This is a genomic window from Roseomonas sp. TS2 (genome assembly GCF_058833935.1).
Map to the genome: position 1 here is coordinate 1 of NZ_JCACVY010000025.1, position 19,962 is coordinate 19,962.

Here is a 19,962-nt window from a genome sequence, read left to right on the forward strand (position 1 = left end):
CGACCCGCTCTATGACGCGGAATGCGACCTCCACCCCCTGCATGACGACCTGCCCGAGGCCGCCGCCGCGCTGGAGACGGCGCTGGAATCGCTGCGCGACCCGCTGAAGCACCTGGGCAAGCTCATCACCGACCTGCTGGAGGACCCGGACCTTGAGCTGGAGACGGGCGCCCGCATCCGGCTGGAGACCGCCAGCCGCAGCATCGACCGCCGCGCGCTGATGCCGCTCACCGCCTGGCTGGCCATGCTGCGCCGCCTGCGGGAGGACCCCACCGAGCCCGGCCAGCGCCCCACCTATGTCGACTGGCTGGCGCTCACCCGGCGCGAGGGGCGCGACATCGACTCAGGCCTGCACCGCCACTGGCTGGACCCCACCGTGCCCTTCGCCACCCAGGTGGCGGCCCCCGCGCATGGCGTGCTGATCGCCTCCGCCACGCTGCGCGACGCCGCACGCCAGGACCCCGAGGCCGCCTGGCGCGAAGCCGAGGCGCGCACCGGCGTGCAGCACCTCCCCAGCCCCGCCATCCGCGCCGCCCTGCCCTCCCCCTTCGACTACGCCGCCAACACCCGCGCCTTCGTGGTGGAGGACATCACGCGGGAGAGTCCCGGCCAGATCGCCGCCGCCATGCAGCAGCTCTTCCTGGCGGCGGGGGGCGGCGCGCTCGGCCTGTTCACCGCCATCCGCCGGCTGCGGGAGGTGCATGCGCGCATCGCCCCCGCGCTCGCCGAGGCCGGGCTGCCGCTCTACGCCCAGCATGTCGATGCCATGGACAGCGCCACGCTGGTGGACATCTTCCGCGCCGAGGAGGATTCCTGCCTGCTCGGCACCGATGCGCTGCGCGACGGGGTGGACGTGCCCGGCCGCGCCCTGCGCCTGCTGGTGTTCGACCGCGTGCCCTGGCCGCGCCCCTCCATCCTGCACCGGGAGCGGCGCATCCACCTCTCCGGCGGGCGCCCTTCCGCCTATGACGACGCCATTGCCCGGCACCGGCTGCGCCAGGCCTTCGGCCGGCTGATCCGCCGTGCCGACGACCGCGGCGTGTTCGTGCTGCTCGACCCCCGCACCCCCTCCCGCCTGCTGGCCGGCCTGCCGGAAGGCGTCACCCCCCAGCGCCTGGGCCTGGCCGAGACGGTGCGGCAGACAACCGCCTTCCTGGCCGAACGTTGAACCGCGCGCCGCCGCACGATACGCATGGCGCAAGCAAGGAACCGACCGATGCCGCACACCAAGATCCGCTTCAACGCCCAGGAGGCCCTGGTCTGCGCCATGGTGCTGATGTCCGCCGCCGACCGGCAGATGTCCGACGCGGAGCTGAAGATGATGTCCCGGCTGGTGCAGGAGCTGCCGGTGTTCGACGGCTTCCTGGCGCAGGAGATCGAGACGGTGACCGAGTCCTGCCTGATGCTGCTCGGCCAGAATGACGGGCTGGACCGCGCCTGCAGCCTGATCCGCGACGCCCTGCCGCCCCGCCTGCGCGAGACCGCCTACCTCCTGGCCTGCGAGGTGGCCGCGGCGGATGGCGACGCGACGCAGGAGGAGCTGCGCTTCCTGCAGGATTTCCGCATCGGCATGGATATCGACCGGCTGATCGCCGGCGCCATCGAGCGCGCCGCCAAGGCCCGCTACCAGATCGTCTGACCGGAGCCGGGAGGGGGCAGGCTGGACGCTCCCGGCCCATGCCCCGGCCCATGCCAGGGAGTTGCCGCCATGGACATCCGCCCCACCCTCGCCGCGCCCGATGACGACCCCCATCTCTGGCTGGAGGAAATCGAGGGCGAGCGCGCCCTGGCCTGGGTGGCCGCGCAGAACGCGCGCACCCTCTCCCGCCTGGCCGATTCCCGCTACGCCGCCGACCGCGACGGGCTGAAGGCGGCGCTGGACCGCCCCGGCAAGCTGCCGCACGTCACCCGCCGCGCCGGCTGGCTCTACAATTACTGGCAGGATGCGGCGCATCCGCGCGGCCTCTGGCGCCGCACCACCGAATCGAGCTTCCGCACCGAGGCGCCGGAGTGGGAGGTGCTGCTCGACCTCGACGCCCTGGCGGCCTCGGAGGGCGAGGACTGGGTCTGGCAGGGCGCCACCACCCTTCCCGGCACGCATGACCGCGCCCTGCTGCGCCTCTCGCGCGGCGGCGGCGACGCGGTGGTGCTGCGGGAGTTCGACCTCGCCGCCCGCGCCGCCGTGCCGGGCGGCTTCGCGCTGCCCGAGGCCAAGAGCAGCGCCGCCTGGCTGGACCGCGACACGCTGCTGCTCTCCACGGCGCTGGGCGAGGGCAATGCCACCGCCTCCGGCTATCCGCGCCAGGTGCGGCTGTGGCGGCGCGGCACGGCGCCGCTGGAGACGCCCGTGCTGTTCGAGACGGCGACCGAGAGCATGGGCCTGTGGGGCGCCGTGGACCGCGAGGGCGGCGCCGAGCGGATCGTCTTCCTGGAGAAGACCGGCTTCTACGACACCATCGTGCATCTGGGCGACCGCACCGGCCCCACGGCGCGCATCCCGCTGCCCAGCGATGCCAGCTTCACCTGGCAAGCCGGCTGGCTGGCGGCGAAGCCGCGCACGCCCTGGACCGTCGCCGGCACGGCGTACGCGCCGGACACGCTGCTGGCCTTCGACTTCGCCGCCGTGCTGCGGGGCGAATTTCTCCCGGTCGTGCTGTTCGAGCCGGCGCCGCGCCGGTCGCTGCAGGGCTTCTTCTGGTGCCAGGGCCGGCTGGTGCTCTCGGTGCTGGACGATCTGGCGCCGGTCTACACCCTGCTCACCCCGGGGAGTTGGGCGGCCGCCGAAATTCCCGGCCTGCCGCGCATCGGCGTGGTCGATCTCTGGCCGCTGGACAGCGAGCCGGAGGAATCCGACGGCACCCTGCTCGCCCTGGCGCAGGACCCGGTGACGCCGCCGCAATTGCTGCTGACCAGCACTGCCCCCGCCGCGCCCGCCCTGCTGAAGGCCTCCACCCCCAGCTTCGACGCCGCCGGGCTGACCGTCACCCGGCACGAGGCCGTCTCGGTGGATGGCGAGCGCATCCCCTATGTGCAGATCGGCCCCCGGGAGGAGAGCGACCCGGAGCGCGGCCGGGCGCCGGTGCACCTCTCCGCCTATGGCGGCTTCCGCGTCTCCCGTCTGCCCTACTACTCGGCCACGGTGGGGCGGCTCTGGCTGGAGAAGGGCGGCACCGCCGTCATCGGCCAGATCCGCGGCGGCGGCGAGTTCGGCACCGCCTGGCACGAGGCCGGGCGCGGCGCCGCCAAGGCCCGCAGCCATGACGACTTCGCCGCCATCGCCGCCGACCTCGTGGCGCGCGGCGTCACCGTGCCGGGGCGTATCGCGGCGGAGGGCGGCTCGAATGGCGGGCTGCTCATCGCCAACATGCTGACGCGCTACCCGGAGCGGTTCGGCGCCCTGTTCTGCACCATCCCGCTCATCGACATGCGGCGCTATACGAAGCTGCTGGCCGGCGCGAGCTGGATCGCCGAATACGGCGACCCGGAGAAGCCCGAGGAGTGGGACTTCATCCGCGCCTTCTCCGCCTATCACGCCGCCGAGCCGGGGCGGCCCTACCCGCCCATCCTGCTCGCCACCACGCGGCGGGACGACCGGGTGCACCCTGGCCACGCCCGCAAGATGGCCGCCAAGCTCCAGGCACTCGGGTACGATACCGGGTTCTACGAGCCGGAGGCCGGCGGGCACGGCTACGGGAAGGACAATGGCGAGGTCGCCAGCTTCTCCGCCCTCGGCGCCGCCTTCCTGCGGCGGGCGATCGGGTGGGAAGAGAACTGAAAAAAGGCCGGGGGAAGGAATTCCCCCGGACCCCCATCTTTCTTCTTAGAACTGCCGGTCAGGGCCGGGACGGGATCGCCCCGCAACGGCCGCCAGTTCCGCCTGGGCAGGGCAGCCCGACGAAAAGGATCAGAGCGGCTTCAGGTTGGTGGCGGCGGCCTTGCCGCGCTCCATGACAACCTCGTAGCTCACCTTCTGGTTCTCGTTCAGCCCCTGCAGGCCGGCCTTCTGCACGGCGGTGATGTGCACGAACACGTCCTTCCCGCCATCGGAGGGAACGATGAAGCCGAAGCCCTTGGTCGCGTTGAACCACTTCACGGTGCCAGTCGCCATGCGACGCCACTCCTTGTTCGCATTGGCCGGGCAGGAGCGCCCGAGCCGATAACCCAGCCGGCGTCCCGGGACGGCTTGAAGAGCGACCGGGTCTCCGGAGGCACGGCAAGGCGAGCGGAAGCGTCTGGCGCGGATAGTGGGGCAGATCGTTTCTGAACTGTCAACGCAAACCGGAAAACGGCCAGCCGGATACGCAACGAAAAAAGGGGCGGCCCCTGCGGGCCGCCCCCTTGCCTTCCGGCGGGACCTGATCCGGGAGGATCAGAAGTCCATGTCGCCGCCCATGCCGCCCATGCCGCCCGGGCCACCGGCCGGAGCCTTCTTCTCAGGACGCTCGGCGATCATCGCCTCGGTCGTGATCAGCAGGGAGGCGATGGAGGCCGCGTCCTGCAGGGCGGTGCGGACCACCTTGGTCGGGTCGATGATGCCGGCCGCGACCAGGTCCTTGTACTCGTCGAGCTGGGCGTCGTAGCCGTACTCGTAGGTGCTGTCGCGCAGGACCTCACCGGCGATCACGGCGCCGTCCTTGCCGGCGTTCTCGGCGATCTGCTTCAGCGGCGCCTGGATCGCGCGGCGCACGATCTCGATGCCGACCTGCTCGTCGTTGTTCAGGCCCTTGAGGTCGGCCAGCTTCAGCGAGGCGCGCAGCAGGGCCACGCCACCACCGGGGACAATGCCTTCCTCGACGGCCGCACGGGTCGCGTGCAGGGCGTCGTCGACGCGGTCCTTGCGCTCCTTGACCTCAACCTCGGTGCTGCCACCGACGCGGATCACGGCGACGCCACCGGCCAGCTTGGCCAGGCGCTCCTGCAGCTTCTCGCGGTCGTAGTCCGAGGTGGTCTCCTCGATCTGCGCCTTGATCTGCTCCACGCGGCCCTCGATGTCGGACTTCTGGCCGGCACCGTCGACGATCGTGGTGTTCTCCTTCTCGATCCGGACCGTCTTGGCCTGGCCGAGCATGGCGAGCGTCACGGTCTCGAGCTTGATGCCGAGGTCCTCGCTGATCACCTGGCCACCGGTCAGGATCGCGATGTCCTCGAGCATCGCCTTGCGGCGGTCACCGAAGCCCGGGGCCTTCACGGCGGCGATCTTCAGGCCACCGCGCAGCTTGTTGACGACCAGGGTGGCCAGGGCCTCGCCCTCGACATCCTCGGCCACGATGATCAGCGGGCGGCCCGACTGGACCACCGTCTCCAGCAGCGGCAGCATCGGCTGCAGCTGGGACAGCTTCTTCTCGTGGATCAGGATGTAGGGGTTCTCGAGCTCGGCGATCATCTTCTCCGCATTCGTGATGAAATACGGGGAGACGTAGCCGCGGTCGAACTGCATGCCCTCGACGACGTCCAGCTCGGTCTGGATGCCCTTGGCTTCCTCGACCGTGATGACGCCCTCGTTGCCGACCTTCTCCATCGCGTGGGCGATCATCTCGCCGATCTCGGTCTCGCCATTGGCGGAGAGCGAGCCGACCTGAGCGACCTCGGCGGAGGTGGTGATCTTGCGGGTCTTGGACTTCAGGTCCTCGACGATGACGGCAACCGCCTTGTCAACGCCGCGCTTCAGGTCCATCGGGTTCAGGCCGGCGGCCACGGCCTTGGCGCCCTCGCGGATGATGGCCTGGGCCAGCACGGTCGCGGTGGTGGTGCCGTCGCCGGCCAGGTCGTTCTGCTTCGAGGCCACTTCGCGCACCATCTGCGCGCCCATGTTCTCGAACTTGTCGGCCAGCTCGATTTCCTTGGCGACCGTCACACCGTCCTTGGTGATGCGGGGCGCGCCGAAGGACTTGTCGATGACGACGTTGCGGCCCTTCGGGCCCAGCGTCACCTTCACGGCGTCGGCCAGAATGTCCACACCGCGCAGCATGCGCTCGCGGGCGGGAGCGCCGAACTTGACGTCCTTAGCAGCCATGGTTCTCTACCTCGTCAGATCTGTTGGGAAGAAGATGGGGTCCGCAGGCCGAAATCAGGCCGCGATCACGCCCATCAGGTCGGATTCCTTCATGATCAGCAGCTCTTCGCCGCTGATCTTGACCTCGGTGCCGGACCACTTGCCGAACAGGACGCGGTCGCCGACCTTGACGTCCAGGGCGACGACGACGCCCTGCTCGTTGCGCGCACCGGAACCGACGGCGACGATCTCGCCTTCCATCGGCTTCTCCTTGGCGGTGTCGGGGATGATGATACCACCCGCGGTCTTCTCCTCGGCGGTCAGCCGGCGGACGACGACGCGGTCATGCAGCGGACGAAACTTCATATGGCCCTCTCCTGACGCCCTGTGTGGCGCATTCAGCGACGGTTGCCTCGGCCGGCGGGCAAGCCTGTTAGCACTCACCCCCGGCGAGTGCTGACGATCTAGGGAAGAGTCCAAGCCACGTCAAGCAGCAAGCAGCACTCTTTGGCGATGAGTGCTAAGACACTGTTTGCGCAGGATTTTTCTTGCAGCCCCCTGTCACCCGCATGTCATGCTCCGGCACCCGAGGAGGGGAATCAGACTGGCCCGGCAGGCCGGGCCGCACCAGAACGGAGAGGAGTGCCCATGCTGCTGCGGGATATCGAAGCCTTCGTCCGCATTCCGGACTGGCGGCTGACCACGGCCGAGATCCTCTACCACCTGCCCGACCATCCGGGCCTGCTGCAGAGCTTCGTCTGGCAGAAGGTGGACCAAGCGCCCCGCTTCCCGGAGCTGCACCGCTTCCTCGACTTCTGGCAGCGCGAGATCCAGGGGCCGCTGCACTCGGTGCGGGTGGCCTCCAGCGCCCTCGCCCGCCCGGCCGAGTTCCGCTACGCCGCCGGGCAGTTCACCCTGCACTGACACGCGCTGCCGGGGCGGCCGGAAGGCCGCCTCACAGCACGGCCAGCAGCACCGCCAGCGTCGCCACCGAGAGGATGGTGGAGAGCAGCACCGTGGCACCCGAGCGCTCCGCCCCCGCGGCATAGCGGCGGGCCAGGAAGAAGGCGTTGGCCCCCGTCGGCATGCCGGCCGCCAGCACCGCCACGGAAAGCGACAGCGGCGGCAGGCCCAGCAGCCGCCCCATCAGCCAGACCAGCAGCGGCATCAGCAGCAGCTTCAGCGCGGTGCAGAGCAGCGCCGAGGGCCAGTCCCGCCGCGCATCGAAGGCCACCAGGCTGGCACCGAGGCAGAACAGCGCCACCGGCGGCCCGGCCATGCCCGTCATCTCCAGGAAGCGCCGCGCCACCGGCGGCACCTCCAGCCCCGACTGGTAGATCACCAGCCCGGCCAGCACCGCCAGCACCACCGGGTTCCGCAGCACCGAGAGGAAGGTGGAGCGGGCGATGGCCAGGACCGGCGCGCGGGCATTGTGCGCGATCTCCCCCACCACCGTGCCGAGCGGCAGCAGGATCAGCGAATGCAGGCCGAGGATGGCCAGGAGCTGCGCCAGCCCCGCCTGGCCATAGGCGGCGATGACCAGCGGCACGCCGATCATGGCCGTGTTGCCGAAGGCGGCGTTGAGCGCGAAGGTGCCGCCCTCGTCCAGCTTCATCCCCAGCGCCAGCCGGCCCAGCAGCAGCGCCAGCGCATAGGCGGCGAGGCAGCCGCTGAAGAAGGCCAGCGCCGTCGCGCCGCCATTGGGGTGCGGCATGGTGGCGCCGTTCAGCAGCAGGCAGGGCATGGCGAGGCGGAAGACGAAATCCGTCATCCCCCGCAGCCCCTCCTCCGAGATCCAGCGGCGGCGCGCGGAGAGGTAGCCGATGCCGATCATCACGAAGATCGGCATCACGACATTCAGCAGCATGGACATGGAAATGCCTCCGCGCGCGGCGCCCGGCGCGGGCCGGGCCGCCGCCGGGTCACGGGCGCAGCAGGCCGTCGATGAAGCCGGGCAGCCAGGGCTGCCGTGCCCGCGCGCTGCGCGCGGCATGGATGATGGCGCGCACCTCCGCCACGGTCTCGTGGAAGTCGGTGTTCACCAGGACATGGTCGAAATCGGCCCAGTGGCTGATCTCGTCGCGGGCGGCCTGCATGCGTCGGGCAATCTCTTCGGCGGAATCCTGGCCCCGGCCATGCAAGCGCCGTTCCAACTCCTCCAGGCTCGGCGGCAGCAGGAACACGCTCACCACATCCCCCGGCAGCGCCCGGCGCAGCAACAGGTGGCCCTGCCAGTCGATGTCGAACATCACGTCCCGGCCCGCCGCCAGCGCCTCCTCCACCGGGGCGCGCGGCGTGCCGTAGCGGCGGCCGAAGACATGGGCGCTCTCCAGCATCTGGCCGGCCGCCTCCATCGCCTCGAACTCGGCCTGGCTGCGGAAGAAGTAGTGCACCCCCTCCTGCTCGCCCGGGCGCGGCGCGCGGGTGGTGGCGCTCACGGAGAGGCGCAGCGCCGTCTCGCGCTCCAGCAGGGCGCGGCTGACGGAGGACTTGCCGGCCCCGGAGGGGGCGGAGAGCACGAGGCAGAGCCCGCGCCGGGAGATACGGTTCATTCGACGTTCGCCGCCTGCTCGCGCAGCCGCTCGATCGCGGCCTTGAGGTCCAGGGAAAGCCGGGTCAGCGCCAGGCTGGCCGACTTCGCCCCCAGCGTGTTCGATTCGCGGCCGAATTCCTGCGTCAGGAACTCCAGCTTGCGCCCCACCGATTCGGCCGAGGCCAGCAGCGCCCGGGCGGCGCCCAGATGCGCGCCGAGCCGGTCCAGCTCCTCCCGCACATCGGATTTCTGCGCCAGCAGCGCCACCTCGGCGGCCAGCCGCTCCTCCGGCACGCGGCTCTCGCCCTCCAGCAGCGCGGCCAGCGCGGCGGCGAGGCGGGCGCGGTGCGCGGCGGGCTGGGTGGCCGCCTCGGCGATGGCGGCGTCGCGCAGCGCGGCGATCTCGTCGAGCAGCGCCGCCAGGATCTCGCCCAGCCGCCCGCCCTCGGCCCGGCGCGCCTCCGCCAGCCCCTCCAGGGCGATGCCGAAGCCCTCCGCCAGGGCGGCGTTGCGGGCCTCCAGCTCGGCCTCGGCCGGCTCGGCCGTCTCGGCGCGCAGCACGCCGGGCAGCGCCAGCACCGCCTCGGCGCGCGGGGCCGGGCAGCCGGGGATCTGCGCCGCCACCTCCAGCGCCAGCCGGATCGCCTGAGCCAGCGCCGCCGGGTCGGGCGTCAGGCGCGGTGCCCGCTCCTCGCGCTTCAGCGTCAGGGTGGCGGAGATGTTGCCGCGCCGGAAGCGCGACACGGCGGCGTCGCGCAGCTTCGCCTCCAGCGGGTCCAGCCCGGACGGCAGGCGGAGCCGGACATCCAGCCCGCGCCCATTGACGCTGCGCAGTTCCCACACGAAACCCGTGCCATCCGGCAGGGTGCCCGCGTGCCGGGCGAAGCCGGTCATCGACGAGAGAGCCATGCCCGGCCTTCTCTTCCCCTCCGCTTCAGGATGCAAGGCATGGCGAACACGCCCTGGCGACAGATCGCGCTGACCGGCGCCTCCTCCGGGCTGGGGCGGGCGCTGGCCCTGGCCTGCGCCGTCCCCGGCGCCACGCTGCACCTGGCCGCGCGCGACGCCGGGCGGCTGGCGGAGACCGCCGCCGCCTGCCGCGCCGCCGGCGCCACGGTGCGCGAGACGGTGCTGGACGTGCGCGACGCCGCCGCCTGCGCCGCCTGGATCGGGGCCATGCCGGGGATCGACCTGCTGATCGCCAATGCCGGCATCTCCGGCGGCACGGGCGGCGGCAGCGAGCCGGCGGAGCAGATCCGCGCCATCTTCGAGACCAACGTGACCGGCGTGCTGAACACCGCCCTGCCCGCCATGGCGCGCATGGCCGCGCAGCCGCCGGGCGCGGACGGGGTGCGCGGGCGGGTGGCGGTCATCGCCTCGGTGGCTGCCTTCTTCGCGGCGCCGGGGGCGGCGGCCTACTGCGCCAGCAAGTCGGCGGTGCAGCGCTGGGCGGAGGCGACCGACGCCACGGAGCGCGCCCGCGGCCTCCGCCTGCACGCCGTCTGCCCCGGCTACATCCGCACGCCGATGACGGCGGTGAACCGCTTCCCCATGCCCTTCATGCTGGAGCCGGAGGCGGCGGCGCGGCGCACCCTGGCGGGGATCGCCGCCGGGCGCACCCGCATCGCCTATCCCTGGCCGACCTATGCCCTGGCGCGGCTGGCCGGCGCGCTGCCGCTGCGGGTGCAGGCCCTGCTGGCCAGCCGCGTGCCGGCCAAGCCGGTCACGGGAGGATAAGGCCGGAGGCTCAGCGCCGCGTGGCCAGCCAGACGCCCAGCAGCACCACCGCGCCCCCCAGCGCCACGCGCGGCTCGGGGATCTCGGAGAGCAGGAAGGCGGCCACCAGCGCGGCGAAGGGCGGCTCCAGATAGCCCACCATCGCCGCCTCGGTGGCGCGCGCCCGGCGCAGCAGCAGCACGTAGAGCGAGAGCGGCACGGCGGAGGCGAACACCCCCAGCACCACCAGCGAGAGCCAGATGGAGGCCGGCTGCGCGAACCCGCCCGGCGCGCCGAAGGCCAGGCCCAGCGTGCCGGCGATCAGCACCGCCATCACCTGCTGGCCCATCACAAGCTGCCCCGCCTCCTCCGGCCTGGCCCAGCGCATGTAGACGGTGCCGGCGGCGTAGGAGGCGGCGGTGCCCAGCATCAGCAGCGCGGCGCCGAGGGTGGCGCCGCCATCCAGCGCCCGCGGCCCCAGGATGACGGCGATGCCGAGGAAGCCGAGGCCGAGCCCCAGCGCCATGCGCGGCCCCGGCCGCTCCTCCCGCATCAGGAAGAAGGCCATCACCCCCACCAGCAGCGGCGTGGCGGACTGGATCAGCGCCGCCGGCGCGCTCTCGATGTCGCGCAGCGCGAGCGCGGTCAGCACGTTGGGCAGCCAGCCATTCACCGTGCCGATGACCAGGATGTGCCGCAGGCTGCGCCGCCCCGGCCAGCGCAGCGCGCCGCGCCACCACAGGAACAGCCCCACCGCCAGCGCCGCGAAGACGCCGCGCGCCGTGGCCAGCGCCAGCGGCGGCATCACCCCCGCCACATGCCGCATCAGCGGGAAGGAGGAGCCCCAGAGCGCCGAGATCAGCAGCAGCTCCGCCCAAAGCCGGGCACGGCTCAATGGCGGCATGGCCGGGCACGGCCCAGCGGCGGCACGGCCGCGTGCGGCTCAGCGGCCACGCGTCACGGCCGGGCGCCGCGCTGCCGCTCGATCGCCCGCCAACGGGCGACGTTGCGGTTGTGCTCCTCCAGCGTGCGGGCAAAGGCATGGCCGCCATTGCCATCGGCCACGAAGTAGAGGGCATCCGTCGCCTGCGGGTTCAGCACGGCGCCCAGCGATTCGAGCCCCGGGCTGGCGATCGGCCCCGGCGGCAGGCCGCGGATGCGGTAGGTGTTGAAGGGATGGTCCCGCTCCAGGTCGGCACGGCTGAGGGGCCGGTCGAGCACGCCGCCATCGGCCGCGGCATAGGCCACGGTGGGGTCGGATTGCAGCGGCATGTTGCGCTTCAGCCGGTTGATGAACACGCCGGCCACCTGGCCGCGCTCCTCCGGCATCCCCGTCTCCCGCTCGACGATGGAGGCCAGCACCAGCGCCTCGCGCGGCGAGGCCAGCGGCAGCCCCTCGGCGCGGTCCTTCCACAGCCGCTCCAGCGCCTCGCGCATGGCGGCGCCGGCGCGGCGCGCCACGGCGGCGCGCGTGTCGCCCCAGCTATAGGCATAGGTCTCGGGCAGCAGCTCGCCCTCGTCGATCACCGGCATCTCGCCGGTCAGCCCCTCGGCCTGCTCCAGCAGCGTGGCCATCTGCCGGGCGGTCAGCCCTTCCGGCAGGGTCAGGCGGCGCTGCACGGGGCGGGCGTTGCGCAGCACCGAGACCACCTCGCGCAGCGAGCCCTGCGCCGGGAAGAGGTATTCCCCCGCCCGCAGCGGTCCCTCGTCGCGCGTCAGCCACACGCCGGCGGCGAACAGGCGGGGGTCACTTATGGCCCCCCGCTCGGCCAGCAGCGCGCCGATCGCCTCGGTGCCGCCGCCGCGCGGCACCACGATGGCGGTGGGCGCCGGCAGCGGCCCGGGCGAGACCCAAGCCTCGCGCGCCCACCAGGCGCCGCCGCCCGCCAGGGCCAGGAGCACCAGCAGCACAGCCAGGAAGATTCGCATGGAGGAGGAGCCTTTGTCGGATTGGCCGGAGCGGAGGCCCGGCGAAGGGGCAAAGGCTGGGGGAGGAGCGGATCTTCCCCCAGAAGCCGCGCCGCCGCGCCGGGATGGCGCGGCGGCGCGGGGTTAGGGCGCCTTGCGGAACAGGATCGAGGCGTTGGTGCCGCCGAAGCCGAAGCTGTTCGACAGCGCGATCTCGATGTTGCGCTGCTGCGGCTGCAGCGCCACCCGGTCGATCACGCTCTCCCGCGAGGGCTTGTGCAGGTTCAGCGTGGGCGGCGCCACGCCGTCGCGGATGGCGAGGATCGAGAAGATGCCCTCCACCGCGCCGGCCGCGCCGAGCAGGTGCCCGATGGCCGACTTGGTGGACGACATGGCCAGGCCCTTGCAGGCCTCGCCGAACAGCTTCTCCACCGCCTCCAGCTCCAGGTCGTCGCCCATCGGCGTCGAGGTGCCGTGCGCGTTGACGTACTGGATCTGGTCCGGGGTGATGCCGGCGTTCTTCAGCGTCGCCCGCATCGCCCGGTAGGCGCCGTCATGGCCCTCCGCCGGAGCGGTGATGTGGTAGGCGTCGCCCGACATGCCGTAGCCGATGACCTCGGCGTAGATCTTGGCGCCACGCTTCTTCGCGTGCTCGTATTCCTCGAGCACCACCACGCCGGCGCCCTCGCCCATGACGAAGCCGTCGCGGCCCTCGTCCCAGGGGCGGGAGGCTTCGGTGGGGGTGTCGTTGAAGCCGGTGGACAGGGCGCGGGCGGCGCAGAAGCCGGCCATGCCGATGTCGCAGATCGCCGCCTCGGTGCCGCCGGCCACCATCACGTCGGCATCGCCGAGGGCGATGAGGCGCGCCGCGTCGCCCAGCGCGTGCACGCCGGTGGCGCAGGCGGTGACCACCGCGTGGTTGGGGCCCTTGAAGCCGTAGCGGATCGAGACGTGGCCGGAAGCCAGGTTGATCAGCGCCGAGGGGATGAAGAAGGGCGACAGCCGCCGCGACTTGCCCTGCGCCACCATCTGCGCGTTCTCGGCGATCGTCGGCAGGCCGCCGATGCCGGAGCCGATCATCACGCCGGTGGCGTTCCGGTCATCCTCCGACTCCGGCACCCAGCCGGAATCCTCCACCGCCTCCACCGCCGCCACGAGGGCGAACTGGATGAAGCGGTCCATCTTCTTCTGGTCCTTGACCGGGATCCACTCGTTGAAGTCGAGCTTCCCCTCGGTCTTGGAGCCGGTCGGCACCTCGCCGGCGATCCGCGCCGGCAGGTCTTTCGCGTCGAACAGGCGGATCGGGCCGATGCCGCTCTCGCCCGCCAGCATCCGCTGCCACACATTCGCGACGCCGACGCCGAGAGGGCAAGCAATGCCCATCCCGGTGACGACGACGCGACGCGGCGTCGTCAGAGAACCAAACACGCGTTATCTCCCCCTGGCGTCCACGGCAGCGTCCATCGGGGCATGCCCGGAGGCATCCCCTTGGGCGTTCCCTGGGTGGCGCGGATGGAAGGCCTTCAGGCGGCCTTCTGCGCCTCGATGTAGTCGATCGCGTCCTTCACGGTCGTGATCTTCTCGGCGGCGTCGTCCGGGATCTCGACCCCGAAAGCCTCCTCGAACGCCATCACCAGCTCGACCGTGTCGAGGCTGTCAGCGCCCAGGTCGTCGATGAACGACGCCTCGGCGGTAACCTTGGCCTCTTCGACGCCGAGGTGCTCGACAACGATCTTCTTCACCTTCTCGGCGGTATCGCTCATCGCCCGAGTCTCTCCTGCTTGCAGACGCTGCCGGCGCTCCGGGTGGGGACAATCCCCGCCCTCGGCCCGCGCGGCATTAACATGGAAGCAGGCCGGGGAACAGATTTCCCGGCCCGCCGTTTCAGCTCATCGCCATCCCGCCGTTCACATGCAGGGTGGCGCCGGTGACCCAGCCCGCCTCGTCCGATGCCAGATAGGCAACGGCGGCGGCGATGTCAGCGGCCTCGCCCATCCGGCCCAGCGGAATCCGCTCCATCAGGCGCGTTTTCTGCTGTTCGTTCAGGGCGTCCGTCATCGGCGTCCGGATGAAGCCGGGCGCCACGACGTTCACGGTGATGCCGCGGCTGGCCAGTTCCTGGGCGAGCGACTTGCTCATGCCCACGAGTCCGGCCTTGGCCGCCGCATAATTCGCCTGCCCCGGGTTGCCGGTGGTGCCGACGATCGAGGCGATGGAGATGATGCGCCCCGCGCGGCGCTTCATCATGCCGCGCATGGCGGCCCGCGCCAGGCGGAAGGGGGCCGAGAGATCGACCTCCAGCACATCCGCCCAATCCTTGTCGGACATGCGCATGGCCAGCCCGTCGCGGGTGAAGCCGGCATTGTTCACCAGGATGTCGAGCCGGCCGAGCTCCGACTCCACCCGCTCCACCAGCGCCTGCGGCGCGGCGGGGTCGGAGAGGTCGGCGGGCGCCACCAGCGCGCCCTCGCCCAGTTCGGCCGCCAGCTCCGCCAGCACCGCCTCGCGCGTGCCGGAGAGGGCGACCTTCGCCCCCTGGCGGTGCAGCGCCCGGGCGATCTCGGCGCCGATTCCACCGGTGGCGCCGGTCACCAGCGCCACTTTTCCTTGCAGGCCGAACATCGCTCTCAGCTCCTTCCCGGGACGCGGGCCGTCAGAGGGTCTTGAGGAAGGCTTCGATCTCGGCGGGCCCGCCCACCGACATCGCCTGCGCCTCGGGCGCCAGCCGCTTCATCAGCCCGGTCAGCACCTTGCCGGCGCCGATCTCGACGAAGCGGTCGCAGCCGAGGCCGGCCATGGTGGCCACGCATTCGCGCCAGCGCACCGTGCCGGTCACCTGCCGCACCAGCAGCTCGCGGATCTCGACCGGGTCGGTCGCCTTGGCGGCGGTGACGTTGGCCACCACCGGCACCAGCGGCGGGCGCAGCTCGGCCAGCGCCAGGGCCTCGGCCATGGCGTCGGCGGCGGGAGCCATCAGCGCGCAGTGGAAGGGGGCGGAGACGGGCAGCAGCATGGCGCGCTTGATGCCGGCCTCCTTGGCCAGCGCCACCGCGCGCTCCACCGCGCCGCGGTGGCCGGAGATCACCACCTGGCCGCCGCCATTGTCGTTGGCGGCCTCGACCACCTCGGTGGCGCCCTCCGGCGTCTCGGCGGCGCGGGCGCAGATCTCCTGCGCCTGGGCCATCTCGGCGCCGAGCAGCGCGGCCATGGCGCCCATGCCGGCCGGCACCGCCTTCTGCATCGCCTCGCCGCGCAGGCGCAGCAGGCGGGCGGCGGTGGGCACGTCGAAGGTCTGCGCGGCGGCCAGCGCGCTGTACTCGCCGAGCGAGTGGCCGGCGACCAGCGCCACCCGCTCCTTGAGGACGAAGCCGCCCTCCTGCTCCAGCACCCGCAGCACGGCCATGCTCACGGCCATCAGCGCGGGCTGGGCGTTGGCGGTCAGCGTCAGCTCCTCCGCCGGCCCCTCGAACATCAGCCGGCTGAGGCTCTGCTTCAGCGTCTCGTCCACCGCCTCGAACACCTCGCGGGCGGCGGGGAAGGCCTCGGCCAGCTCTCGGCCCATGCCGATGGCCTGGCTGCCCTGGCCGGGGAAGACGAAGGCGATCGACATGGCGGTGCTGGCGTCCTCATGCATTCTTGGCGTCATGGGCGGCGAGGCGCCGGGCATCCGGCTCGCCACGCCCCCAGGGCCCGGTCCATGAATGGTCCGTGAAGCCGCGCGGGGTAACGGGGCGGCACGGGGCTGTCAACGCCGCAACGCCGCGGCGGGCGCTTGGCCCTGGACTCGGGCGCCGGAATGTGGTCTACGCCGCCTCCCCTGCCGGGCGCGCGAGGCATCGCGCCCGGCTATGCCCGTTTGCGCCCTCCGGCATGGGTCGGTGCGGCCCCGGGCTGAGACAGCCACAGGGAGATCCCATGCCGCTGTATGAGACCGTGCTCATCGCACGTAACGACCTGACGCAGGCGCAGGTCGAGGCCATCGCCGACCAGGTCGCCACGACCATCACCGAAGCCGGTGGCGAGGTGAAGAAGCGGGAATACTGGGGCCTTCGGGGCCTGGCCTACCGCATCAAGAAGAACCGCAAGGGGCACTACATGCTCCTCGGCCTGGACTGCCCGGCGGCCGCCGAGCAGGAGGCGGCGCGTCAGCTCGGCCTCAACGAGGACGTGCTGCGCCACATGACGATCCGCGTCGAGGCGATCGACGCCGAGGCGCCGTCCGCCATCCTGGCCAAGCGTGGCGACGACCGTGAGCGCGACCGTGGCTTCCGCGGCCCCCGCCCGGCCGCCGGCCGCTTCTCGTCGGGCCGCCGCGAGCGGAACGACGACCGCGAGGAGTATCGCGCCCGCTCGCGCGACGATTCCGACAACGCTGGCGGCGAGGAGTAATCGATCATGTCCGAGACCAACACCGACGTGAACATCGCCGCCCGCCGCCCCGCCGTGGGCGCCCGCCGGCCGTTCTACCGCCGCCGCAAGTCCTGCCCGTTCTCGGGGCCCAACGCGCCGAAGATCGACTACAAGGACGTGCGCCTGCTCTCCCGCTTCCTGAGCGAGCGCGGCAAGATCGTCCCCTCCCGGATCACCGCCGTGTCGGGGAAGAAGCAGCGCGAGCTGGCCAACGCCATCAAGCGCGCCCGCTTCCTGGCCCTGCTGCCCTACGTCATCAACGACTGAGCGCAGCGGACGGGATGACGGACTGAGCGACGGATCGGCGCCGCGGCCATGAGCGACCCTCGGGGCACCTCCCGGACCGGCCTGACCAACGACCCCCGCCTGCTGGCGGGGGCGGCGGGCGGGCTCGTCTCGGCCTTCGCGGCGCTGTGGGCGTTCCACGGCCTGCCGGTGGGCATGGGGCTGTTCTGGCTCTCGCCGCTGCCGCTGTTCCTGGCGGGCCTCGGCTTCGGCCGGGCCGCCATGGGCATCGCGGTGGCGGTCGGCGCCTTCAGCCTCCTGCTGGTGACGCCGGGCCTGCTGCCGGTGCTGCTCTGGCTCGGCGTCTACGGCGTGCCGGCGATGCTGCTGCTGGGCAGCGGCCTGCAGCCCGGGCCGCGCATCGACCTGACGCTGCCGCTGGTGCTGCTCGGCCTGTGGCCGGCGCTGCTGACGCTGCTGGCCGCCTTCCTGGCCGGCGCGGAAGGTGGCCTGGAGGCCGCGCTGCGCAATGCCGTGCAGATCGGGCTGGACCGCATGGGCGCCGAGGCGCCGGATGCGGTGGTGGACCAGATCGTGCGGCTGAAGGCGGCGGCGCTGGCGCTGTGGATCGGCCTGGCGCTGCTGGCCAACGCCGCTGGCGCGCAGGGCTTCCTGCAGCGGCGCGGCCTGGCGCTCGCGCCGGCGCCGCGCTGGCGCGCCGCCCGGCTGCCGCGCTGGTACCCGGCGCTGCCGGCGCTCGCGGCGGTGGCCTGGCTGCTGGCCGACCCGGCCGCGGAGCTGCTGCCGCTGTCGCTGTGCCTGGTGCTCTCCGTGCCGCTGCTGCTGCAGGGGCTGGCCGCCATGCACACGCGGCTGGCGCGCGTCAGCTTCCGGCTGCCGCTGCTGATCCTGCTCTATGTCCTGCTTCTCGTCTTCAGCCTGCCGGGCGCCCTGATCCTTGTGGCGCTCGGCCTCCTCGAACAGTACGGGCGCCGCAACCCGCCCGCCAACATGTGAGATCGGGGTTACACCGATGATCGAAGTCATCCTGATGCAGCGGGTCGACAAGCTCGGCCAGATGGGCGAGCTGGTGAAGGTCCGCCCGGGCTACGCCCGCAACTTCCTGCTGCCCAAGGGCAAGGCGATCCGCGCCAACAAGGACAACCTCGCCCGCTTCGAGCGCGAGCGCGTCCAGCTCGAGGCGCAGAACCTGAAGCGCCGCGAGGAAGCCGAGCGCATCGCCGAGCGGATGGACGGCCTCACCGTCGTCATCATCCGCCAGGCGGGCGAGTCCGGCGGCCTGTACGGCTCCGTCTCCGGCCGCGACATCGCGGACGCGGCGAAGGAAGCCGGCCTGACCGTCTCCCGCAGCCAGGTGCTGCTGGAGCAGCCGATCAAGACGCTGGGCCTCACCACCGTCCGCGTCGAGCTGCACCCGGAGGTGCTCCTGCCGCTGACCGTCAACGTCGCCCGCTCGGTCGAAGAGGCCGACAAGCAGGCGCGCGGCGAGGACCTGCGCGCCGAGCAGCAGGCCGAGGAGGAGAGCCTGGAGGCCGAGCTGGCCGCCGAGCTGTCCGAGCTGGGCGCCGCGAGCGAGGACTGATCCCGCCCCCCGGCCTGCCGGCCGGAGGATGGAAACCGGAAAGGGCGCCCCCTGGGGCGCCCTTTCTGCGTTTCCGGCCCGCTTCCGCATTGTCCCGCTCCCGTCCGCGTGACTGGACAGGTCAGCGAAGGAGACCCAACCATTTCGCCGCTGGGGTTGATGGAGGGCTCGGACGATGCTGTTCGATCGCGTTCTGTCCCGCATGATCCGCTGCGGGACCCTGACGGTCCGCTATCCGGATGGCCGGATGCGCCTTTATCGCGGCACCGATGGCCCGGGCGACGGCGGCCCCCGGGCCGGCCTTGTGGCCGGCATGCACATCCGCACCCCCCGCGCGCTGCGCCGGCTGCTGCTGAATCCCGGCCTGGGCTTCGGCGAGGCCTACATGGATGGCGAGATCGCGCCGCTGGACTGCTCCCTCTACGCGCTGGCGGACCTGCTGGTGCTGAACATGATGGCGCATGGCCACCCGGCCGAGACGCTGATGGAGAAGCTGCGCTGGCTGCGCCGGCACATCGACCAGCTCAACCCCGCCGGCCGCGCGCGCCGCAACGTGGCGCACCACTACGATCTCAACAGCCGCCTCTACGCCCTCTTCCTCGACCGCGACCGGCAGTATTCCTGCGCCTACTTCGCCACCGGGCAGGAGACGCTGGAGGAGGCGCAGCTGGCCAAGAAGCGCCACATCGCCGCCAAGCTGAAGCTCGACCGGCCTGACCTCGAGGTGCTGGACATCGGCTGCGGCTGGGGCGGCATGGCGCTGCACCTGGCGCGGGAGCACGGGGCGCGCGTCACCGGCATCACCCTCTCCACCGAACAGCTGGCGGTGGCGCGCGGCCGCGCCGCCGAGGCGGGGCTGGACGGCCGCGTCCGCTTCGAGCTGATGGACTACCGGGACTGGACCCGGCCGGTGGACCGCATCGTCTCGGTCGGCATGTTCGAGCATGTCGGCATCGACCATTACCGCCGCTTCTTCCGCACCCTGAAGGGGGCGCTGAAGCCGGACGGGGTGGCGCTGGTGCACGCCATCGGCCGCAGCGACGGGCCGGGCAGCACGAATCCGTGGATCAGCAAGTACATCTTCCCCGGCGGCTACTCCCCCGCCCTCTCCGAGGTGCTGCCGGCGGCGGAGCGGTCCGGCCTCTGGGTGACGGATATCGAGATCCTGCGCCTGCACTACGCGCAGACGCTCGCCCACTGGCGCCGCCGCTTCGCCGCCAACCGCGACGCCATCCAGAGCCTCTATGACGAGCGCTTCTGCCGCATGTTCGAGTTCTACCTCGTGGGCTCGGAGCTGGCCTTCCGCCGCATGGGGCACATGAACTGGCAGCTGCAGCTCACCCGCGACGTCGGCACCCTGCCGCTGACCCGGGACTACATGGCGCAGGCCGAGGCGGAGGCGCGGGCGCGCCACCCGGCCGAGGCCGCCGGCCCGGCGGAGCCGGGGGCGGAACGGCACGATTCGCCGGTCAGCCTGCGGCGCAAGGGCTGAAGGGGCCGGCAGGAGGAATCGCTGGCGGGGCTGCCGCCGCCGCCGTGTCCTGCCGGTGACAGCCGCGTATCATCCCCGCTATC

22 protein-coding genes are annotated in these 19,962 nt (G+C 72.2%); 10 read left to right on the forward strand and 12 right to left on the reverse strand.

The genetic code is table 11. From position 1 onward, the window contains the following. From ACZJYS_RS06835 to ACZJYS_RS06845, 3 genes are all read left to right on the forward strand, one after another. A partial coding sequence (locus ACZJYS_RS06835; RefSeq protein ID WP_493176702.1) for a helicase C-terminal domain-containing protein occupies window positions 1-1,168 on the forward strand: 1,168 nt, incomplete at its 5' end. Between the two features lie 48 nt (window positions 1,169-1,216). Then, complete coding sequence (locus ACZJYS_RS06840; RefSeq protein ID WP_099094626.1) at window positions 1,217-1,639, forward strand: tellurite resistance TerB family protein; 423 nt, start codon at window positions 1,217-1,219, stop codon at window positions 1,637-1,639. A gap of 69 nt (window positions 1,640-1,708) precedes the next feature. Further along, window positions 1,709-3,775, forward strand: coding sequence for a prolyl oligopeptidase family serine peptidase (locus ACZJYS_RS06845; protein ID WP_493176705.1), 2,067 nt, complete (start codon window positions 1,709-1,711; stop codon window positions 3,773-3,775). 129 nt (window positions 3,776-3,904) lie between these two features. Here ACZJYS_RS06845 and ACZJYS_RS06850 read toward each other — a convergent pair whose 3' ends face one another. The 3 genes from ACZJYS_RS06850 to groES form a co-directional block, all read right to left on the reverse strand. Further along, window positions 3,905-4,108 carry a cold-shock protein gene (locus ACZJYS_RS06850; RefSeq protein WP_109516830.1) on the reverse strand — a complete coding sequence of 68 codons (204 nt, stop codon included), beginning with the start codon at window positions 4,106-4,108 and terminating at the stop codon, window positions 3,905-3,907. Between the two features lie 261 nt (window positions 4,109-4,369). Further along, complete coding sequence (gene groL, locus ACZJYS_RS06855) at window positions 4,370-6,013, reverse strand: chaperonin GroEL (RefSeq protein ID WP_109516829.1); 1,644 nt, start codon at window positions 6,011-6,013, stop codon at window positions 4,370-4,372. Window positions 6,014-6,067: 54 nt separating this feature from the next. Further along, entirely contained in the window at window positions 6,068-6,358 is a 291-nt protein-coding gene (groES, locus tag ACZJYS_RS06860) for a co-chaperone GroES (RefSeq protein WP_040612562.1), read from the reverse strand. 282 nt (window positions 6,359-6,640) lie between these two features. On the opposite strand from groES, the gene ACZJYS_RS06865 reads away from it, so the two are divergent. Next, window positions 6,641-6,916: an usg protein gene (locus ACZJYS_RS06865; protein ID WP_493176708.1), complete on the forward strand. Its 276-nt coding sequence runs from the start codon at window positions 6,641-6,643 to the stop codon at window positions 6,914-6,916. A gap of 31 nt (window positions 6,917-6,947) precedes the next feature. Here ACZJYS_RS06865 and ACZJYS_RS06870 read toward each other — a convergent pair whose 3' ends face one another. From ACZJYS_RS06870 to ACZJYS_RS06880, 3 genes are read right to left on the reverse strand one after another with little or no spacing between them, the layout of a single operon-like run. Then, window positions 6,948-7,865, reverse strand: coding sequence for an AEC family transporter (locus ACZJYS_RS06870; protein ID WP_493176710.1), 918 nt, complete (start codon window positions 7,863-7,865; stop codon window positions 6,948-6,950). Window positions 7,866-7,914: 49 nt separating this feature from the next. Next, window positions 7,915-8,544 carry a guanylate kinase gene (gene gmk, locus ACZJYS_RS06875; RefSeq protein WP_109516826.1) on the reverse strand — a complete coding sequence of 210 codons (630 nt, stop codon included), beginning with the start codon at window positions 8,542-8,544 and terminating at the stop codon, window positions 7,915-7,917. Next, window positions 8,541-9,434: a YicC/YloC family endoribonuclease gene (locus ACZJYS_RS06880; protein WP_493176713.1), complete on the reverse strand. Its 894-nt coding sequence runs from the start codon at window positions 9,432-9,434 to the stop codon at window positions 8,541-8,543. Before ACZJYS_RS06880 ends, gmk begins: the two co-directional genes overlap by 4 nt. Window positions 9,435-9,473: 39 nt before the next feature. On the opposite strand from ACZJYS_RS06880, the gene ACZJYS_RS06885 reads away from it, so the two are divergent. Continuing rightward, window positions 9,474-10,262 (forward strand): SDR family NAD(P)-dependent oxidoreductase, encoded by a 789-nt coding sequence (locus ACZJYS_RS06885; RefSeq protein WP_493176715.1) that lies wholly within the window; start codon window positions 9,474-9,476, stop codon window positions 10,260-10,262. Window positions 10,263-10,272: 10 nt separating this feature from the next. On the opposite strand, the gene ACZJYS_RS06890 is transcribed toward ACZJYS_RS06885, so the two are convergent. The 6 genes from ACZJYS_RS06890 to fabD all read right to left on the reverse strand — a co-directional run bounded on the left by ACZJYS_RS06890 (window position 10,273) and on the right by fabD (window position 15,759). Next, on the reverse strand, window positions 10,273-11,145 hold the full coding sequence (locus ACZJYS_RS06890; protein WP_493176717.1) for a DMT family transporter: 873 nt from the start codon (window positions 11,143-11,145) through the stop codon (window positions 10,273-10,275). 53 nt (window positions 11,146-11,198) lie between these two features. Next, the gene (gene mltG, locus ACZJYS_RS06895; RefSeq protein ID WP_493176719.1) at window positions 11,199-12,170 is read right to left on the reverse strand and encodes an endolytic transglycosylase MltG; all 972 of its coding nucleotides are present in this window, start codon (window positions 12,168-12,170) and stop codon (window positions 11,199-11,201) included. A 123-nt stretch (window positions 12,171-12,293) separates the two neighbouring features. Then, window positions 12,294-13,577, reverse strand: coding sequence for a beta-ketoacyl-ACP synthase II (gene fabF / locus ACZJYS_RS06900; RefSeq protein WP_109516821.1), 1,284 nt, complete (start codon window positions 13,575-13,577; stop codon window positions 12,294-12,296). A gap of 95 nt (window positions 13,578-13,672) precedes the next feature. Further along, window positions 13,673-13,912 (reverse strand): acyl carrier protein, encoded by a 240-nt coding sequence (locus ACZJYS_RS06905; RefSeq protein WP_007434665.1) that lies wholly within the window; start codon window positions 13,910-13,912, stop codon window positions 13,673-13,675. Between the two features lie 121 nt (window positions 13,913-14,033). Continuing rightward, window positions 14,034-14,771: a 3-oxoacyl-[acyl-carrier-protein] reductase gene (gene fabG / locus ACZJYS_RS06910; RefSeq protein WP_109516820.1), complete on the reverse strand. Its 738-nt coding sequence runs from the start codon at window positions 14,769-14,771 to the stop codon at window positions 14,034-14,036. Between the two features lie 31 nt (window positions 14,772-14,802). Then, window positions 14,803-15,759 carry an ACP S-malonyltransferase gene (gene fabD / locus ACZJYS_RS06915; RefSeq protein ID WP_109516997.1) on the reverse strand — a complete coding sequence of 319 codons (957 nt, stop codon included), beginning with the start codon at window positions 15,757-15,759 and terminating at the stop codon, window positions 14,803-14,805. Window positions 15,760-16,064: 305 nt separating this feature from the next. On the opposite strand from fabD, the gene rpsF reads away from it, so the two are divergent. From rpsF to ACZJYS_RS06940, 5 genes are all read left to right on the forward strand, one after another. Then, window positions 16,065-16,538 carry a 30S ribosomal protein S6 gene (gene rpsF, locus ACZJYS_RS06920; protein WP_109516819.1) on the forward strand — a complete coding sequence of 158 codons (474 nt, stop codon included), beginning with the start codon at window positions 16,065-16,067 and terminating at the stop codon, window positions 16,536-16,538. A 6-nt stretch (window positions 16,539-16,544) separates the two neighbouring features. Continuing rightward, complete coding sequence (rpsR, locus tag ACZJYS_RS06925; RefSeq protein WP_109516818.1) at window positions 16,545-16,826, forward strand: 30S ribosomal protein S18; 282 nt, start codon at window positions 16,545-16,547, stop codon at window positions 16,824-16,826. A gap of 48 nt (window positions 16,827-16,874) precedes the next feature. Continuing rightward, window positions 16,875-17,801: a DUF2232 domain-containing protein gene (locus tag ACZJYS_RS06930; protein WP_493176723.1), complete on the forward strand. Its 927-nt coding sequence runs from the start codon at window positions 16,875-16,877 to the stop codon at window positions 17,799-17,801. Window positions 17,802-17,817: 16 nt separating this feature from the next. Beyond that, on the forward strand, window positions 17,818-18,387 hold the full coding sequence (rplI, locus tag ACZJYS_RS06935) for a 50S ribosomal protein L9 (protein WP_493176725.1): 570 nt from the start codon (window positions 17,818-17,820) through the stop codon (window positions 18,385-18,387). A gap of 175 nt (window positions 18,388-18,562) precedes the next feature. Then, window positions 18,563-19,879 carry a class I SAM-dependent methyltransferase gene (locus ACZJYS_RS06940; RefSeq protein ID WP_493176727.1) on the forward strand — a complete coding sequence of 439 codons (1,317 nt, stop codon included), beginning with the start codon at window positions 18,563-18,565 and terminating at the stop codon, window positions 19,877-19,879. Window positions 19,880-19,962: the final 83 nt, after the last annotated feature.

Coding starts and splice junctions, on each gene's coding strand:
- ACZJYS_RS06840 (WP_099094626.1), top strand. CDS start 1,217: ATGCCGCACACCAAGATCCGCTTCAACGCCCAGGAGGCCCTGGTCTGC.
- ACZJYS_RS06845 (WP_493176705.1), top strand. CDS start 1,709: ATGGACATCCGCCCCACCCTCGCCGCGCCCGATGACGACCCCCATCTC.
- ACZJYS_RS06850 (WP_109516830.1), bottom strand. CDS start 4,108: ATGGCGACTGGCACCGTGAAGTGGTTCAACGCGACCAAGGGCTTCGGC.
- groL (WP_109516829.1), bottom strand. CDS start 6,013: ATGGCTGCTAAGGACGTCAAGTTCGGCGCTCCCGCCCGCGAGCGCATG.
- groES (WP_040612562.1), bottom strand. CDS start 6,358: ATGAAGTTTCGTCCGCTGCATGACCGCGTCGTCGTCCGCCGGCTGACC.
- ACZJYS_RS06865 (WP_493176708.1), top strand. CDS start 6,641: ATGCTGCTGCGGGATATCGAAGCCTTCGTCCGCATTCCGGACTGGCGG.
- ACZJYS_RS06870 (WP_493176710.1), bottom strand. CDS start 7,865: ATGTCCATGCTGCTGAATGTCGTGATGCCGATCTTCGTGATGATCGGC.
- gmk (WP_109516826.1), bottom strand. CDS start 8,544: ATGAACCGTATCTCCCGGCGCGGGCTCTGCCTCGTGCTCTCCGCCCCC.
- ACZJYS_RS06880 (WP_493176713.1), bottom strand. CDS start 9,434: ATGGCTCTCTCGTCGATGACCGGCTTCGCCCGGCACGCGGGCACCCTG.
- ACZJYS_RS06885 (WP_493176715.1), top strand. CDS start 9,474: ATGGCGAACACGCCCTGGCGACAGATCGCGCTGACCGGCGCCTCCTCC.
- ACZJYS_RS06890 (WP_493176717.1), bottom strand. CDS start 11,145: ATGCCGCCATTGAGCCGTGCCCGGCTTTGGGCGGAGCTGCTGCTGATC.
- mltG (WP_493176719.1), bottom strand. CDS start 12,170: ATGCGAATCTTCCTGGCTGTGCTGCTGGTGCTCCTGGCCCTGGCGGGC.
- ACZJYS_RS06905 (WP_007434665.1), bottom strand. CDS start 13,912: ATGAGCGATACCGCCGAGAAGGTGAAGAAGATCGTTGTCGAGCACCTC.
- fabG (WP_109516820.1), bottom strand. CDS start 14,771: ATGTTCGGCCTGCAAGGAAAAGTGGCGCTGGTGACCGGCGCCACCGGT.
- fabD (WP_109516997.1), bottom strand. CDS start 15,759: ATGTCGATCGCCTTCGTCTTCCCCGGCCAGGGCAGCCAGGCCATCGGC.
- rpsF (WP_109516819.1), top strand. CDS start 16,065: ATGCCGCTGTATGAGACCGTGCTCATCGCACGTAACGACCTGACGCAG.
- rpsR (WP_109516818.1), top strand. CDS start 16,545: ATGTCCGAGACCAACACCGACGTGAACATCGCCGCCCGCCGCCCCGCC.
- ACZJYS_RS06930 (WP_493176723.1), top strand. CDS start 16,875: ATGAGCGACCCTCGGGGCACCTCCCGGACCGGCCTGACCAACGACCCC.
- rplI (WP_493176725.1), top strand. CDS start 17,818: ATGATCGAAGTCATCCTGATGCAGCGGGTCGACAAGCTCGGCCAGATG.
- ACZJYS_RS06940 (WP_493176727.1), top strand. CDS start 18,563: ATGCTGTTCGATCGCGTTCTGTCCCGCATGATCCGCTGCGGGACCCTG.